This window comes from Winogradskyella aurantia, from assembly GCF_002266855.1.
In the GTDB taxonomy this organism is placed as follows: Bacteria; Bacteroidota; Bacteroidia; order Flavobacteriales; family Flavobacteriaceae; genus Winogradskyella; species Winogradskyella aurantia.
Map to the genome: position 1 here is coordinate 250982 of NZ_NGJN01000002.1, position 15841 is coordinate 266822.

The window sequence follows — 15841 nt, forward strand, 5'->3', positions numbered from 1 at the left end:
AATTACCAAATCTTAACTTTTTTCTGAATTTGGGGGATAAGTTAAGGTGTTCTTTAAGGACTCAATGGTCTTACTATCAAAACTAGGTATTTGAAGTTCGTTGTTTTCCATCCATTCCTTAACCTTAGCTTCAGCTTCTGCTTTTTTGGTTTCAGACAAGCCCGGATCTTGGGAAATATAGACTGTTTGGGAAGGAAAAGCAAAACCACTGCCGCTATCTTCTATAACCTTAGCGATTCTTAGATTTATATCTTCCTGAACGCCCAGATAGTCGTTCCAATCTACAGCGCGAACATAAGCGAAGATTTCTACCTTAAGGGAATCGCTGCCATAGCCTAAAAAGCGCACACGTGCCGGCTCTGGGTCAACCTTAGGATGTGCATAAAGTATCTTTCGTAGTTCCACTAGAATATAGCGCATTTGGTCCGAGGACGTCTCATAGCGTAGACCCAGTGTAGTAAGGAATAAGAACATATCGCGCTTGGCGTAATTTTCTATAAGCTGGGAGGAGAATTCAGCATTCGGAATGGTAACTAAAGTGCGTCCTAAGGTTCTTATCCTAGTTGAGCGCATTCCAATTTTTTCTACCGTACCAACTGTATCACCAAATTTACAGAAATCGCCAACGGCAACGGGCTGATCAAAAATTACGGATAGGCCACCTACGATATTTTCTACCGTTTTTTGTGCACCTAGAGCTAAAGCAATACCACCTACACCCAAGGCTGCAATACCAGCCGTCACATTAAAGCCAAGCGTTTCAAAAATGATTAGAATTGCAATTAATATCAGTGTAAACTTGGCACTGTTCTTTAAAAAAGATACAGCAGACAAACCACTGAATATATTTCGCTCGCGGAGGCGCTCTTCCCCTATGGCAGAAAACGTGTCAATTAATAGCCAAATAAAAATGAATAAGGCTGTCCACATAGCAATAATATTGACATAACTAAAAGTTTGCCTTACCACAATTGAAAGTCCAAGAAATTGTGTCGTATTTACCAAAATAGCAACAGCGATAACCAAGCGCAATGGAATTAATAAAGCGCGCAGAAATTTACTGTATTTACTTTCTTTAGAGCCAGACCAGACAGCACGAACAAAGAGTTTGATAAGGATGGTTATAAGCCATGCCAACATATATGAAGCAAAGGCAAGAACAAGTATGGCTATCCAGTCAAATAATGGTGCACCTTTCCATTTACCTTCAAGAAAACTTTCTGGAATAGGACTTTGCAGATTTGAAAAAGCTGAAGAATTAATAAAGGTAACCAGTTGTTTCGTGGTTTCGGCAGAAAAAAGCCATATGGGGTTATCCTTACTCTTGGTGCTTCGTTCTAGTAAAACCGATAAGGTTTTATCATTGATTTTTATACTTCCAATGCTCTCAAAATTAGGATCTAAACCATCGTTTAAATCACCACTTGGCGTATTGTTAATGATACTCACGGGAAGCATATTGCCAAATTTATTGAGTACCACTTCTATATTTTTAACCGTAGGAATAGACGAAGAATCAATAACACCTATATTGGTCTCTGAAAAATCTAAGTATTGAGCGGCATTAATAAAGTTTTCTTGCGCCAAAGCTTTTAGAAAACCTTCTACTGTGCCTTTTGGATTTGATCGGCCAAGAATATCGACAGAACTCTTATTTGAATCTATTGCAGTGGTATCTGCCTTAGGAGTTGGTACAATTTGATAAGCGCTTAAGAGTTGTAAATTGAAAAAACAAATCACAATAGCGACTAAGGTGATTCTTTTATTCATAGATAAGGTTGCTTTTAGGTTTGTTTCAGAAAGATAGTGAAAATGGGAATAATGTCAAGGTGTAAGGGCAACGAACTTGACTAAAGAATTATCTAATTACACTATTTTTTTTAGAATAATTGACCTTCACGCATTTTGATTTTTTTGAAGAATTAATTCAATGAGACATCTATCAATGTTGTCACGAAATAAAAGTTTTGGAAATGACATTTATCATATTTCTTTTTTTTTAATTAAGGTAATTTTGTTAGTGTAAATTAAACTATTACAATATGATTAATGTATTAATAGCCTTGATGTACGACTGGAGCAATGGTGTTATAATGATTTCTGTTTTTGCTCTGGTTTGCGTTATTCTAATTGGGGTTTTAGTAAACTTCATGCTCAGCGGAAAAGGCAAAAAGGAAAAAGAGGAGAACTAATCGCAATCGATTCATTTTATAGGAGCACTAGATTTGTGCTCTTTTTTTTGTAACGTTTTTTTATTTTCAACGTCCTATATATGTAAAGATATTACGACAATGGAATCTAATTATCACACTTTTAAAAGAAGAGACAATCAATTGATAGTCATTACTCACTTGGCACAATTACTAACCTATCTTACAGGTTTTGGCGGACTTATTGTGCCCTTAGTAATATGGGCGACGCAAAAGGACAATGTTGAGGGTATGGATGCCCATGGAAAATCTATTTTGAATTTTCAATTGAGCATTATAGTGTATTCAATTATTAGTATCCCCCTAATTTTTGTTTTTGGGTTGGGTATATTAACCTTAATTCTTATAGGTATTCTTGCTTTTGTTATGCCAATAGTAAATGGTATAAAGGCTAGTAATGGCGAATTACCTAGCTATCCATTATCTCTTAATTTTGTTAGTTAGTTTATTTATATACTGAAACATGTCAGTATTACAAGAGGTAAAGACAAAAGGCTCGCTATTTTTAGCGAGCCTTTTTTATAATCGTATATTTTTAAGACTAGTTGTTCAGCATCACCGGCATGACGAGCATGGTAACATGCTCACCTTCATCTAATCCATCTATTGGTGTTAAAATACCGGCTCTGTTTGGCAGGCTCATTTCTAACTGAACATTATCGGAGTTGAGATTATTTATCATTTCGGTTAGAAAACGCGAATTAAACCCAATCTGCATGTCGTCGCCTTGATAATCACAAGACAAGCGCTCCTCGGCTTTGTTGCTGTAATCTATATCTTCCGCAGAAATATTAAGTTCTGCCCCTGCAATTTTTAGTCGAATTTGATGTGTTGTTTTATTAGAAAAGATGCTGACGCGCCTTACGGAATTTAAGAATTGTGTTCTATCTATGACTAATTTATTTGGGTTTTCCTTAGGGATAACAGCTTCGTAATTAGGATATTTGCCATCAATTAAACGACATATCAATACAGAGTCATGAAATGTGAATTTAGCATTGGACTCATTGTATTCTACAAGAACATCATCGTCACTACCTGCCAATATACCTTTCAGTAGATTCAATGGTTTTTTTGGCATTATAAATTCGGCTGATTCCGAAGCACTGACATCCTCTCTTGTATATTTTACCAATTTATGGGCATCTGTAGCCACAAAGGTTAAATTATCTTGCGAAAATTGGAAGAACACACCACTCATAACTGGTCGTAAATCATCGTTGCCTGCCGCAAAAATGGTCTTGCTAATAGCTGTTGCTAATACATCTCCCATTATGGTTGTGGTACTAGCATCTTCAACCGAAACCGGATTTGGAAATTCGTTACCATCCGCATAGGCCAAAGCATATTTACCATGGTTAGAACTTATTTCAACAGTGTTATTGTCTTCAACAACAAAAGTTAAGGGTTGTTCTGGAAAGGTTTTTAAGGTGTCTAACACTAAACGCGCTGGAAGTGCAATACTTCCTTCAGAATCACTTTCTACCTCCATAGTGGACGACATGGTAGTTTCCAGATCACTTGCTGAAATAGTCAGTTTTGAATGGTTCAATTCAAATAAAAAATTATCCAAAATAGGCAGGGTGTTGCTATTGTTTATAACACCTCCCAACACTTGAAGTTGTTTTAATAAATACGTGCTCGAAACTATGAATTTCATACTAAAATGTCAGTAAAATATTAGGTTAATTGGTCTTACAAATATATCCCAATACTAGGGTTTTATAAAACAAACTTATTAACAAATTCTAAGTGTATTTTCGTTTCCTGATGTAATTGAACACAAATCCAAACAGTCCAAGAATTAACAATGGCAGAGCGATGTTTACCAGTTGCCATTTCATTCTGTTTTCCTTGACTTTTTCCAAATTTAGATAGCCTATCTCAATTTCTTTGGCCCTTATGTTTATAAGTCCGGTATCATCCAAAAGGTAATTCACGGTATTTAAAAGAAATTCCTTATTTCCAAAGGCTTCGCCTGTAACCTTGTCGAATCCCAATTCCTGTGGTCTATTTTTAATGACCTCGTTTTTAATGACATCACCATCAGAAATCACCACCATTTTAGTAGGTTGCCCTTTAGATTTAAACTCGGAAAATTTGAAGGGTAAAATACGTTTATCATAAACTGAAGTAAATTCACCTTCTAGAAGTACTGCTAAATTTTGAGGACCTAGATTGTACGTGGTTTTATCCGGTCCTTTGGTCACGTCCGACAAAGCAATAGTTGCTGGTGCACCTTGGAGTTTAGATTGCGGCGAGCTTTGAAGTAAAATCGTTTTGTGGATACCGTTTTTTAGGGTATCAATCGGACTGGTAAAATCGAATTTTACCAAACCGAGATTTTTGGTAATGGGATGTGATGGGTTAGAGGCGGCCAATGGGGAATATTGCCATTGAATCGGCTGTAATTGGGCTTGGCTTCCTTCACCAATAGCTAACATGATTGGTGCGGAAAACAAATCCTTTACTAGGCTTGGATTGATGCGCACGCCATATTTAAAGAAAAAATCATTAAGGTTTAAATCCTTTAATAGAGAAATGGCAGATCCACTAACGTTATAAAGACTGTCTTTATCCATTACAACAGATTCTGTTAGCCATAGACTTTTGCCGCCAGCCATTATATATTGGTCTAGAACCAATTTTTCATTTTCAGAAAAGGGCTCGCTAGGTTTAGCAACAACAATAAGATCATATTGCTTTAGTTTGTTCAACGTTTTAATTGCATCTGTCGCAACACTGTCTAAGGTAAAAGGGGCTATATTATAATAGGGTTTAACGGTTTTTAGAAAATCTGCGATGTAGGGATCATCTAACTCTCCGTTTCCTTTTAGAATAGCAATGGTTTTGGTTTTGGCTTTGGTAAGTTTGCTAAATCCATCTGAAAAGGCATATTCCAAGGCCTCAACAGAGTTATCGATTTGCTCCTGTAGACCTTTGGTAATATTGCGTTTTAACAGTGGAATTTTAATGGTTTTGTCCTCATAACTCGCAAAGGCCCATGGGAAAATAATTTCTTGGGTGACTTTACCCGTACTGTTATCTGTATTGATATAGGGTTCAAGACCCGATTTTGTTAGTTCTTTTATATTCCGATCGCGTGTTTCCTCGTCTGCAATAGGATTAATGTAGTTAACAAAAATCTTATCGCTTTGAAGTTGAAACTCCTCAATAAGCTGTTTGGTTTCGGTCTGAAGCAGCCTAAATTCTGATGGAAACTCACCGTCTAAAAATACATCTATGATTAAAGGGGCTTCTAAGTCTGAGACTAGTTCTTTTGATACATCTGAAAGGGTATAGCGCTTATCTTTAGTTAAATCGAAACGCTTAAAGACACTGGTTGATATAGCATTAATAGCTATAAGCACAACGATAAGAGCAATAACATAGATAACAGATTTATTTTTCTTCATTTTCGTAGCTTATTTTCTCCTCGTATTGGTTTAGGGCGACCACCTTATCATCCTTAAAGGTAATTTCAACGCATTCTCTTTTGTTTGTGAATGCTCCAGGCTCTATTCCCAAACCGTAATTCCATTTATTTTCATTATGTGCTTTTTTAGCCTCATCCCATGAAAGCCATTCATAAGGTCCTAATAGGGTTTCTATTTTATTTTTTGGCATCCCAATTAAGGTGTCCGATGAGATGGTTTGGTCGATCATCTCGTAACGCAATGCAGGATTTTCTGTCCAGGCCTCACTATTGAAATATTTTTGATGATGATAATTGGCGACGATATTGATAAATGGGTAAAACAGATAAAAATAGGCTATTGGTGTAAGAACCAAGCTAATGAGAAAGGTTAACCACTTGCGCTTATCCACTGTGTTCAAAAACAAAAACAGGAGTATAAAAACGACTAGCATAAAAATGACTAAAAGAGGTGTTATTACCATTATTAGTGTTTTTGTATCTTAAGTTTGGTAAAAAATAAAAACGCAAACGTTACACTTAGAAAATAAATTAAATCCCTAGTATCTATAACCCCTCGACTCATACTTTTATAGTGGGCAGACATGCCCAAATTCTCCATGTACACAAGATCTCCAAAGACGTCATAATTTGATAAGCCTTCAAAACCAAAGTATAAAAAGAAACAAATAAAGACGGAAATAATAAACGCTACAATTTGATTGTCAGAAAGGGCCGAAGAAAAAATTCCGATAGCCGTATACGCTGCTACTAAAAACAATAAACCAAAATACGAACCGATAGTACTCCCCAAATCTAGGGCTTGTCCTGAGTTGCCCAATTGAGAAACTGTATAAACATATAGTATTGTTGGTATAAGGGCTATGACTATCAAAGAAAGAGCGCCAAAATATTTACCGAGCACAATTTGAAAATGCGTAATGGGTTTTGTTACTAAAAGCTCTAAGGTACCTTGTTTTTTTTCGTCACTAAAACTACGCATGGTCACCGCTGGAATGAGAAAGATAAGTATCCAAGGAGCTAATAAAAAGAATGATGACAGACTAACAATACCGTTATCAAAAACATTAAAATTACCTTTGAAGACCCACAGAAAAAGGCCATTTAAAAGTAAGAATAGCCCAATGACCAAATAGGCAATAGGTGAAGCGAAAAACGTACTTATTTCTTTTTTTAAAATTGCAATCATGTATTTTATTTTAAACTGTAGAGTCTATCAAGACTCCAAGCCTGTGGTTTAGCATCAAATAAAACCTTTGTTTTGGACCAAACCTGCTTAAATAATTCTGAATTTCTATAAGTATTTAAATCAGTTTCAGACTGCCAATAGCTATAGGTAAAGAACACATTGGAATGGTCCCTGTCGCGATATAATTCCAAATAATCACAGCCTTTAAAATCCCTGATAGCTTGTTTATTTTGATTGAAATTCTCTTTGAATTCCTCAACCTTAGACCTTTTAAAGCTCATTTTTACAATTCGTACTAACATGCTGTTCTTTTGTAACCGAAATATTTTAAACAAATCTGATGATACCCTAAGGCCTTACCATTTTTATTTTATGTTGCTAAACTTGATTAGTTAAGGTTTTCACGGGACTGTGGATGGGCAAAAAATTAACTGTAACCGTATCCATAGTCTTTAAGCCCATAAGAGTTGAAGCACTTCCCACAGTATCGCAATTGCTTTTATAAACGGCAATTTCTAGATAACCCGAGGAATTAAACACCACTAATCCCTTGCCTTCATCGTTGCGTTTGGATTCCTCAATATCGAAATTTACAACGTCACTGTACTTATTCAGTATTTTATTGAATTTATGACTTCGTGCTGAAATCTCATACTTCCTTGTTTTTTGGATGGTTTCAAAAAACTTACGTTTAATATTGGTCACCACATTGCCATAGTTATCAATATAAATCACCGTACCAATGATTTGATTTCTCTCGTCATTCACAAAAGGGGTCAAGTTTTTTATTGGTTTTATAGTGTTAATAACTTTACCAATAATTTCAAGAGTGCCTCCTCTAGCAATATGGCAGGCTACTTTAACAAAAACATCTAAAACAGGAAAACTGGTTTCTATTTTATCATGAATATTAATCTCAACAATTTTTTCCGCAGTGATTTCGGTAGTTATCATACTCATTATACCGTTGTTAGCACATATAAAGTAATGATCGTCTAATTTTACCGCAATGTGCTTGTTTTCAGGGTTTAGCTCAGAATCGATTCCAATAATATGTATGGTTCCTTTTGGAAAACTGCTGTAGGCGTTTAAAATGATGTAGGCAGCTTCTGAAATATTAAAGGGTGAAATAGAATGTGATATGTCAACAATCCTAACATCGGAAAGTTCGCTATAAATAGCACCTTTAATGGCTCCAGCGAAATGGTCTTTCTCTCCAAAATCAGTCGTTAAAGTGATTATTGCCATGTATTAATTGTTGATAATTTTTTCTAGAACTGTCCTTGTAAAATTGTTAGATTTGGTACACACAAAACTAAGAAAAGAAAACAGATTAACACACTAAATCAAACAGGCTTTTGAACGAACTTATCCTTGAACTTGAAGAAATAACTCCCAAAGAATTCTTCGGTGCCCAAAATGCGAATATCGAACTCCTTAAAAAGTACTTTCCTAAACTTAAAATTGTAGCCAGAGGCAATAAGATTAAAGCCTATGGTGATGAGGACCTGTTAGAGGAATTTGACCGAAGAATGATGATGCTTATGCAGCACTTCGGCAAGTACAACAAATTGGATGAAAATGTAATAGAACGCGTACTGACGAGTCAAAGTAGTGATGATTACACGACTTCTGCAACCAGCGGTGATGTTATTGTCCATGGTGTAGGCGGTAAGCTCATTAAAGCCCAGACGGTGAATCAGCGTAAATTGGTAGAGAGCATCCGTAAGAACGACATGGTTTTTGCCATTGGACCTGCTGGTACCGGTAAAACCTATACAGGAGTAGCTCTTGCCGTCCAGGCATTGAAAAATAAAGAGGTAAAACGCATCATTTTAACGCGCCCAGCGGTTGAGGCAGGAGAAAACTTAGGGTTCCTACCCGGCGACTTAAAGGAAAAGCTCGATCCTTACATGCAACCTTTATATGATGCACTCAGGGATATGATACCACATGAAAAATTAGATAGCTATATAGAGAAAGGGGTTATTCAAATTGCCCCATTGGCCTTTATGCGTGGTAGAACCCTTGATAATGCATTTGTTATTTTAGATGAAGGGCAGAATACAACACATTCCCAAATGAAAATGTTTTTAACCCGTATGGGAAAGAATGCTAAATTTTTATTAACCGGTGATCCAGGTCAGGTCGATTTGCCGCGCCGAACCATATCTGGATTAAAGGAGGCGCTGCTCGTGCTTAAGAACATAGAAGGCATAGGGATGATCTATTTAGATGATAAGGACGTTATAAGACATAAACTCGTAAAGAAAGTCATTGCAGCTTATAAGAGCATAGAAAACAGGGATTAATCCAAGACCCGTAATACCTTAGATGATAATAAAATGAGCAATACGATTATTGATACCAATTTTAATTTTCCCAATCAGAAAAGTGTTTACAAGGGAAAGGTAAGGGAAGTTTATAATATTAATGACGAACTCTTGGTTATGGTAGCTACGGATAGACTTAGTGCTTTTGATGTAGTGATGCCAAAAGGGATTCCTTACAAAGGTCAAATTCTTAATCAGATTGCTACTAAAATGATGAAAGCAACTGAGGATTTAGTACCTAATTGGTTAGTGGCTACACCAGATCCTAATGTGGCGGTTGGTCATTTATGTGAGCCATTTAAGGTTGAAATGGTCATACGTGGCTATATGTCTGGTCATGCCGCAAGAGAATACAAGGCAGGCAAACGCGAATTATGTGGTGTGACAATGCCAGATGGCATGAATGAAAATGATAAGTTTCCTCAACCAATCATTACGCCTGCTACAAAAGCAGAACATGGTAATCACGATGAAGATATTTCAAGGGAAGATATACTCAAAAGAGGTATTGTCTCTAAGGAAGACTATGTGGTGCTTGAGGATTATACACGAAAATTATTTCAACGCGGGACCGAGATTGCTGCAAAGCGTGGCCTGATTCTAGTTGATACCAAATATGAGTTCGGTAAAACAAAAGATGGACAAATTGTCTTAATTGATGAAATACACACACCAGATTCATCGCGTTATTTTTATGCCGATGGCTACGAAGAACGCCAAACCAAAGGTGAAGCACAAAAGCAACTGTCTAAAGAGTTTGTAAGACAATGGCTTATTGCTAACGGCTTTCAGGGATTAGAGGGGCAATCCGTACCTTTTATGAGTGATTCCTATATCGAAACCGTAAGTGAACGTTACATAGAGCTCTATGAAAATATAACCGGAGAAACCTTTGTTAAAGCAGATGTGTCTGATATACAAGGCAGGATAGAGGCTAATGTTTTGGCATATCTAAAATGAATTAATGGAAGTTGTCAAATCGAATGCTGTCTAGAGCATTGATTTCTTCTGATAAATTGGTCAGCTAGCAATAGAAATAGAATAAAAAGAAATGACACTTTTTAGTAGTTGTTTTTCAAGGTCTCCAAATGATGCTCTACATGGTAAGCAGACCACATAATAATTTCTCTAACCGGCATTTTACCCATTAAAGGATGTGGCAACACTAAAGTGTCTAAGTTCTCATTTGAGATTTTCTTGGTTTTGTATTGAAGCTTCTTACTTTCCGTTTGAATACGGTTGATCAAGTAATGTTTGTCTGTCAGGTTAGGGACTTTCATATTCTGAGACCCTTTAAAGGTCTTTCCTTGCGACTCTGCTAAGCGTTCTTTATATCTTTTTATTATGGCATCATAGTCACGAACGGGCCTATTGGCTTTTCCAAATTTATACCGCACAAAAAACTTTGGAAGACTTAAGGCATTGTTAAGTGGTGTAATACTTTGCAGTAAATGCAGCACATGTTGGCCCGTTGTCCATTTACCCTCAGGTCCTTGAGTCCATAACTCATCAGGATGATTTTCTATCCACTCTATAAGGGCATTGTACTTCTGGTCAATTAAATCGGCAATGGTATCCTTTTCCATAAATATGATTTTATCATAGAAAAGATAGGTAATTATTTTAATACAATCAACTTGAAAAACGCTTTTAAAGAGTGAAAATGTAATAGGATTAATTATCCGATTCAACTTCTTGAACTATAATCTTATCCTTTTTAAATATTGGAATGAGGTAAGATAAATTAAACCCAAAACCAGAACCAAATCGACCACTATCATAGGTTCTGTTAAAGCCCGGGATATAAAGATTTTCAAAATTCTCTGGAGAGGTCTCAGAAACTAAGAATTTTAATTGTACGTTAATTCCAGCAAAGAAATTATTGAATAACTCTGCTTTTAAGCCAACTATTAACTCTGCCCAAAGGGCCGTAAGGCCATCGAATTCTTGAGGCGATTCCACTGTGAATTGTTGATTCCAGTACTGATTGTTGACGTCGTAGATATTATAATTATTTAGTGTTTGACTAAAGGTACTCGCACCGATACGAAATCCGCCATAGATCATATTTTCCATATCTAACCAGTTTTGGTAAAAATTCATGTCAATACCACCTTTAAAATAGCTTCCTTGAGTGGTATTGCTCAATACTTCATTTTCAACTTTGCGTTCTTCATTGCCTAACTCACCGGCTAAATAGAGGCGTTTTGTTAATCTGTAATCTCCCATAATCTCAATTCCAGTATAGTCATCTTCAAAAAAAGTTCGTGCGAGTTTGCTTATGTCAACACCTAAACGAAGACCATATTTCTGCTTAAAAACAAGTGTGTCCTTAATGGTTTCTTTATCTCCTTGTGCAAAGGATACTACTGAAAACAGAAGTGTAAAGACTATGGTATTAATGAAAAATCTGGACATGTACTGTGTTTTCGTTGTCAATGGTAGATTCTATAACATCTATATCCGTAATCCAATTTGCGTCATCTGAAATGAGATTAATATCCAAATCCTGAAATATACTTTTATAGCCGCAAGCTCTGGATACATAATCAAACCTTGGTATATAGGAAATTTCAATGATATCTATATTAGACTCGGTATCTGGATTGTTGTCTAAACGCAAGTTGGTCTCGTTTTCGAGAATATAGGTAGTTGTAACAATGGTACCTTCATTTTCTACAAGAAGCGGTAGAGCCAAGTTGTTACTATTACTATTAAAAACTAAAGTAGCATCAGAGGCTGTTTCTGGCTGCGTGGGATTCCCATTTTCATCAAGGACCAATCCTTCCCCATAGGCCGTCAATCTTACAACGTTTTTAAGTTGCTCTGGATTTGAAAAATCATAGAACTCAATAATCAAGCGTGGTGTGGTGGGTGTCCCTTCAGCACAAATATCATCGCGTTCACATCCTAAAAGAGCAGTGATGATAAAAAGTATAATAACATTTAACTTTTTCATTTATTTTTTGTCAAACAAAACTACGGTTTCAATATGTGCTGTGTGCGGAAACTGATCTACCAGGCTTATTTTTTTTAAATGATATCCGGCCTGAATCAATTGCTCAGTGTCGCGTGCTTGGGTAGCAGGATTACAAGATACATAAACCAAACGTTTTGCGTTGAGATTTATTATTTTTTTAAGGGTTTTAGGAGAAATACCAGCCCTTGCAGGGTCTAAAATGATAGTCCCTAATTTATTGGTATATTTAGGATGCTCGTTTAAAAATTTACCGACATCTGCAGCATAAAACTTAAGTCCCTTAATATCGTTACGCTTTGCATTTTCTTTAGCATCTTCAATTGCAGAAGCTACTATATCTACACCAACGATTTGTGTATTTTGAGCTTTACTTGCTAATATTTGCCCAATGGTTCCGGTGCCACAGAATAAATCGAGCACCACGGAATTATCAACAGCATCTTTCTGCTCTAAAGCATAGTCAATAACTTTCGCGTAGAGTTTTTCAGCACATTTTGGGTTGGTTTGAAAAAAGCTCTTCATACTTATTTCAAAATTCAGTCCTAAAAGCTCTTCTACAATTTTGTCTTCTCCATACACTAACTGTATACTGCCAGTAGTGGCGATGGTTCTATCCCCAATTTCGTCATTGATGGTATGTAATAATCCTGCGACGCGATTGCCAAATAATTGTACAAGAAAATCTGCGAAATTATTTAGGTTGAATTGAGGAAGGTCGTGGGAGGTAGTTACAAGATTAAAGAGTAGTTTATTGGTTTCATAGGATTTCCGAACTACAAGATACCTAAAAAATCCTTCTTTTTTAGGTGCGTGCCACGGTTGTAGTTCAGTAGCTTCACAGTATTTTCTAATTTCCCTAAGTTGATTTTCTACTTCGGCATCAAACAAACCTGAATCCTTATTAAGATTATCACCACACCACCATGTACCACGTTTTTTAAACCCTAGGGTAAACTCATCGACATCAGTTTTTTTTTCATGGTCATAACCAATGGCAGAAAAACCATATTCCATTTTATTTCGGTAATGGAAGGTATTTGGTGAGCTCACTAATTCATCGAATTTAGAGGCTATATCTGTAACTTTTCCTATACGCTTAAATAGTTCAAAGGTACTTTTGATTTTATACTCGTGCTGTTTATCTATAGGTAGGTTAATATATGGTGCACCAGGTATAGTTTGAAATGGCATTTCCACTTCATCTTCTGAAGGTTCTAAAACCTCTAAGAGTTTACATTCAGCGTAGGATTTGCTCGACTTTTTCACTTGTGCTTTGACGAATTGGCCTGGAAGTGTGTTGGGTACAAAAATCACAAACTCTCCTTTCTCATTTCTAATGCGTCCAATACCTTTTCCTCCAAAGGCATAGTCCTCGATTAAGATATCAAGGACTTGTCCTCGTTTAACAAATTTATTTCGTTCGCGTTTCGGCATTATATAGAAATTAGATTGCAAAGATAATCGCATTTGTTAGAACTGAGATGTGAATTGTTCCTTAAAACAAGATGGTATTATCTAAAGAATTATTAATTTGCGTGCTCTCAGGGATGATTTCTTTCCCACGCTGAATTTTCGAGACTTCGGAAGGATAAAGGTAGATAAGAAATAGCTTTTTATTCACTTTAAAATCTTATGAAAATGGCTGTTTTAGACCACATTTCATCGCAAGAGGCGATGGCACTAGAAAATAAATACGGAGCCCAAAATTATCATCCATTACCGGTGGTGCTCAGTAAAGGAGAAGGAGTTTTTGTTTGGGACGTTGAAGGAAAAAAATATTACGATTTTCTTTCGGCATACTCTTCTTTAAACCAGGGGCATTGTCATCCTAAAATAGTAAATGCTATGACCGAACAGGCACAGCGTCTTACGTTAACGTCACGCGCATTTTATAATGATATGCTAGGGCGCTATGAAAAATATGCCACTGAATATTTTAAGTTTGATAAAATGTTACCCATGAATTCTGGGGCAGAGGCGGTAGAAACTGCAATTAAACTATGCAGGAAATGGGCCTATGAGGTTAAGGGCATAGATTTAAACAAAGCAGAAATAGTTGTTTGTAAAAACAATTTTCACGGACGTACAACGACAATAGTATCATTTTCAAATGATCCTGTAGCACGTAAAAACTTTGGGCCTTATACGGGTGGATTTATCAAAATAGAATACGATAACCTTGAGGAGTTGGAGACTGTATTAAGTACCAACCCTAACGTAGCGGGCTTTTTAGTTGAGCCCATACAAGGTGAGGCCGGTGTTTATGTACCAAGTGAAAACTACTTGCGTGAGGCCAAGGCCTTGTGCGAAAAATATAATGTATTGTTCATTGCTGATGAAGTACAGACGGGTATTGCCCGCACCGGACGCCTATTGGCCTCCTGTGGCAATTGCTCTTGTGAGAATAAGGATTGTTCTGGTACGCCTGATGTAAAACCAGATGTTTTGGTTTTAGGAAAAGCGCTTAGTGGTGGGTTATATCCAGTATCTGCAGTGATGGCAAATAATGAGATTATGAATGTTATTCAGCCTGGAAATCACGGAAGTACTTTTGGTGGTAATCCCATTGCCGCTGCGGTAGCTATTGCGGCCCTGGAAGTGGTGAAGGATGAAAAGCTAGCTGAAAATGCCGATTATTTAGGCAAGCTCTTCCGTGCTGAAATGAATAAATACATCAAAACAAGTGGTATTGTACAACTAGTTAGGGGTAAGGGTTTACTCAATGCCATAGTAATCAATGATGATGAGGATAGCGATACCGCTTGGAATATTTGCTTAAAATTGAGAGATAATGGGCTATTGGCGAAACCAACGCATGGTAATATTATTCGTTTTGCCCCACCTTTGGTAATGACAGAAGATCAATTATTGGAATGTGTTTCCATAATTACTAAAACCTTGCAGGAATTTGAAGGATAGTTTTAGTTAAAAAATAGAGTATAGAAAAAAGCGATTTTCAATAAAGAAAATCGCTTTTTTATAGTCCTTATTCTCCTTGTGCTTTAGCACCCTCTTCAAAACCTTTCATTAATTCCTCCATAATACGTTGTCTTTCTTCCCAACCACCGGAAGCTAAGTCATATATGTTATAGACCAAAAACAGACCATTGATGATTAATATAACCAAAGCCACGGTTTTTGCTGTACTCATAGCTCTAACACTACCTTGGTCGTAGCTTTCTGGATTTTCAGCAACTTTTTTAAGATTGCTTTGAGCTACCAAGAAGGCTGGGCCAGCTAAAAAGACACCGAGACCACCAAAGCAGCAACATAAAAGGCCAATTATGGCAAGTATATAAACGGTTGTTGGGTTTAGTTTTTGTTGTTCCATAAAGTATGTTATTTAAGATAAAGTTTAATAAGATAGCTAGCAATAATGATTATTACGTTGGTTACAGCCAAAATAGTAATTATTTTAAAACCGTTCTTCAAATTCTTAAAGCTGTTTATTAGAATGAATGCCACAAGTGCTATTAGCGTGTAGATAGCAGGATACATTAAAAAGGCCTCAGCAAATTCACCTTTTAGTACCAATAGCACTGAACGCTGTAGTCCACAGCCCATGCATTCAAACCCAAACAGTTTTTTGTTTAGGCACGGAATCATGTAGTCTTCAAGACTTTTTAGAATGCTAGACATAAAGCTAAAATAATAATTTGCTAATAATGATGGGCTAGAATACCTATAATTATT

General features: G+C 36.4%; 18 protein-coding genes. 5 read left to right on the forward strand and 13 right to left on the reverse strand.

Going from position 1 to position 15841, the window contains the following annotated elements; genetic code table 11:
* Positions 1-12 precede the first annotated feature (12 nt).
* Positions 13-1770, reverse strand: coding sequence for a mechanosensitive ion channel family protein (locus tag CA834_RS04510; RefSeq protein WP_094967479.1), 1758 nt, complete (start codon positions 1768-1770; stop codon positions 13-15).
* A 272-nt stretch (positions 1771-2042) separates the two neighbouring features.
* On the opposite strand from CA834_RS04510, the gene CA834_RS14630 reads away from it, so the two are divergent.
* Together CA834_RS14630 and CA834_RS04515 are read left to right on the forward strand one after the other, a co-directional pair.
* Positions 2043-2192, forward strand: a complete 150-nt coding sequence (locus CA834_RS14630) for a hypothetical protein (protein WP_165764752.1) — start codon at positions 2043-2045, stop codon at positions 2190-2192.
* A gap of 99 nt (positions 2193-2291) precedes the next feature.
* The gene (locus tag CA834_RS04515) at positions 2292-2654 is read left to right on the forward strand and encodes a DUF4870 domain-containing protein (RefSeq protein ID WP_094967480.1); all 363 of its coding nucleotides are present in this window, start codon (positions 2292-2294) and stop codon (positions 2652-2654) included.
* A 97-nt stretch (positions 2655-2751) separates the two neighbouring features.
* Here CA834_RS04515 and dnaN read toward each other — a convergent pair whose 3' ends face one another.
* From dnaN to CA834_RS04545, 6 genes are all read right to left on the reverse strand, one after another.
* Positions 2752-3870: a DNA polymerase III subunit beta gene (gene dnaN / locus CA834_RS04520; protein ID WP_094967481.1), complete on the reverse strand. Its 1119-nt coding sequence runs from the start codon at positions 3868-3870 to the stop codon at positions 2752-2754.
* 88 nt (positions 3871-3958) lie between these two features.
* Positions 3959-5626, reverse strand: a complete 1668-nt coding sequence (gldG, locus tag CA834_RS04525; protein ID WP_094967482.1) for a gliding motility-associated ABC transporter substrate-binding protein GldG — start codon at positions 5624-5626, stop codon at positions 3959-3961.
* Positions 5613-6110, reverse strand: a complete 498-nt coding sequence (locus tag CA834_RS04530) for a hypothetical protein (protein ID WP_094967483.1) — start codon at positions 6108-6110, stop codon at positions 5613-5615. Before CA834_RS04530 ends, gldG begins: the two co-directional genes overlap by 14 nt.
* A 2-nt stretch (positions 6111-6112) precedes the next feature.
* On the reverse strand, positions 6113-6835 hold the full coding sequence (gene gldF, locus CA834_RS04535) for a gliding motility-associated ABC transporter permease subunit GldF (protein ID WP_094967484.1): 723 nt from the start codon (positions 6833-6835) through the stop codon (positions 6113-6115).
* 5 nt (positions 6836-6840) lie between these two features.
* On the reverse strand, positions 6841-7137 hold the full coding sequence (locus CA834_RS04540) for a putative quinol monooxygenase (protein WP_094967485.1): 297 nt from the start codon (positions 7135-7137) through the stop codon (positions 6841-6843).
* Positions 7138-7213: 76 nt separating this feature from the next.
* Entirely contained in the window at positions 7214-8083 is an 870-nt protein-coding gene (locus CA834_RS04545; RefSeq protein WP_094967486.1) for an SAM hydrolase/SAM-dependent halogenase family protein, read from the reverse strand.
* 110 nt (positions 8084-8193) lie between these two features.
* Between CA834_RS04545 and CA834_RS04550 the strand changes: the two genes are divergently transcribed.
* Positions 8194-9147: a PhoH family protein gene (locus CA834_RS04550; RefSeq protein ID WP_094967487.1), complete on the forward strand. Its 954-nt coding sequence runs from the start codon at positions 8194-8196 to the stop codon at positions 9145-9147.
* A gap of 33 nt (positions 9148-9180) precedes the next feature.
* Complete coding sequence (locus CA834_RS04555) at positions 9181-10128, forward strand: phosphoribosylaminoimidazolesuccinocarboxamide synthase (RefSeq protein WP_094967488.1); 948 nt, start codon at positions 9181-9183, stop codon at positions 10126-10128.
* 101 nt (positions 10129-10229) lie between these two features.
* On the opposite strand, the gene CA834_RS04560 is transcribed toward CA834_RS04555, so the two are convergent.
* From CA834_RS04560 to rlmD, 4 genes are all read right to left on the reverse strand, one after another.
* Positions 10230-10754 carry a DinB family protein gene (locus CA834_RS04560; RefSeq protein ID WP_094967736.1) on the reverse strand — a complete coding sequence of 175 codons (525 nt, stop codon included), beginning with the start codon at positions 10752-10754 and terminating at the stop codon, positions 10230-10232.
* Positions 10755-10842: 88 nt separating this feature from the next.
* On the reverse strand, positions 10843-11586 hold the full coding sequence (locus CA834_RS04565; protein WP_094967489.1) for a DUF6048 family protein: 744 nt from the start codon (positions 11584-11586) through the stop codon (positions 10843-10845).
* A complete protein-coding gene (locus CA834_RS04570; protein ID WP_094967490.1) occupies positions 11567-12127 on the reverse strand; it encodes a DUF6452 family protein in 561 nt (186 codons plus the stop codon). Before CA834_RS04570 ends, CA834_RS04565 begins: the two co-directional genes overlap by 20 nt.
* A complete protein-coding gene (gene rlmD / locus CA834_RS04575) occupies positions 12128-13582 on the reverse strand; it encodes a 23S rRNA (uracil(1939)-C(5))-methyltransferase RlmD (RefSeq protein ID WP_094967491.1) in 1455 nt (484 codons plus the stop codon).
* 204 nt (positions 13583-13786) lie between these two features.
* On the opposite strand from rlmD, the gene rocD reads away from it, so the two are divergent.
* Complete coding sequence (rocD, locus tag CA834_RS04580; protein ID WP_094967492.1) at positions 13787-15067, forward strand: ornithine--oxo-acid transaminase; 1281 nt, start codon at positions 13787-13789, stop codon at positions 15065-15067.
* Positions 15068-15134: 67 nt separating this feature from the next.
* On the opposite strand, the gene CA834_RS04585 is transcribed toward rocD, so the two are convergent.
* Both CA834_RS04585 and CA834_RS04590 read right to left on the reverse strand, forming a co-directional pair.
* The gene (locus CA834_RS04585) at positions 15135-15479 is read right to left on the reverse strand and encodes a CCC motif membrane protein (RefSeq protein WP_094967493.1); all 345 of its coding nucleotides are present in this window, start codon (positions 15477-15479) and stop codon (positions 15135-15137) included.
* A gap of 8 nt (positions 15480-15487) precedes the next feature.
* Positions 15488-15787: a DUF2752 domain-containing protein gene (locus tag CA834_RS04590; protein ID WP_094967494.1), complete on the reverse strand. Its 300-nt coding sequence runs from the start codon at positions 15785-15787 to the stop codon at positions 15488-15490.
* Between the last annotated feature and the right edge of the window lie 54 nt (positions 15788-15841).

Bases quoted from the DNA above. Each gene is read 5' to 3' on its own strand.
- CA834_RS04585 (WP_094967493.1), bottom strand. From the start codon at position 15,479: ATGGAACAACAAAAACTAAACCCAACAACCGTTTATATACTTGCCATA.
- CA834_RS04560 (WP_094967736.1), bottom strand. From the start codon at position 10,754: ATGGAAAAGGATACCATTGCCGATTTAATTGACCAGAAGTACAATGCC.
- CA834_RS04530 (WP_094967483.1), bottom strand. From the start codon at position 6,110: ATGGTAATAACACCTCTTTTAGTCATTTTTATGCTAGTCGTTTTTATA.
- gldF (WP_094967484.1), bottom strand. From the start codon at position 6,835: ATGATTGCAATTTTAAAAAAAGAAATAAGTACGTTTTTCGCTTCACCT.
- CA834_RS04555 (WP_094967488.1), top strand. From the start codon at position 9,181: ATGAGCAATACGATTATTGATACCAATTTTAATTTTCCCAATCAGAAA.
- CA834_RS14630 (WP_165764752.1), top strand. From the start codon at position 2,043: ATGATTAATGTATTAATAGCCTTGATGTACGACTGGAGCAATGGTGTT.
- rlmD (WP_094967491.1), bottom strand. From the start codon at position 13,582: ATGCCGAAACGCGAACGAAATAAATTTGTTAAACGAGGACAAGTCCTT.
- CA834_RS04570 (WP_094967490.1), bottom strand. From the start codon at position 12,127: ATGAAAAAGTTAAATGTTATTATACTTTTTATCATCACTGCTCTTTTA.
- CA834_RS04565 (WP_094967489.1), bottom strand. From the start codon at position 11,586: ATGTCCAGATTTTTCATTAATACCATAGTCTTTACACTTCTGTTTTCA.
- CA834_RS04515 (WP_094967480.1), top strand. From the start codon at position 2,292: ATGGAATCTAATTATCACACTTTTAAAAGAAGAGACAATCAATTGATA.
- CA834_RS04545 (WP_094967486.1), bottom strand. From the start codon at position 8,083: ATGGCAATAATCACTTTAACGACTGATTTTGGAGAGAAAGACCATTTC.
- dnaN (WP_094967481.1), bottom strand. From the start codon at position 3,870: ATGAAATTCATAGTTTCGAGCACGTATTTATTAAAACAACTTCAAGTG.
- rocD (WP_094967492.1), top strand. From the start codon at position 13,787: ATGGCTGTTTTAGACCACATTTCATCGCAAGAGGCGATGGCACTAGAA.
- CA834_RS04540 (WP_094967485.1), bottom strand. From the start codon at position 7,137: ATGTTAGTACGAATTGTAAAAATGAGCTTTAAAAGGTCTAAGGTTGAG.
- CA834_RS04510 (WP_094967479.1), bottom strand. From the start codon at position 1,770: ATGAATAAAAGAATCACCTTAGTCGCTATTGTGATTTGTTTTTTCAAT.
- gldG (WP_094967482.1), bottom strand. From the start codon at position 5,626: ATGAAGAAAAATAAATCTGTTATCTATGTTATTGCTCTTATCGTTGTG.
- CA834_RS04590 (WP_094967494.1), bottom strand. From the start codon at position 15,787: ATGTCTAGCATTCTAAAAAGTCTTGAAGACTACATGATTCCGTGCCTA.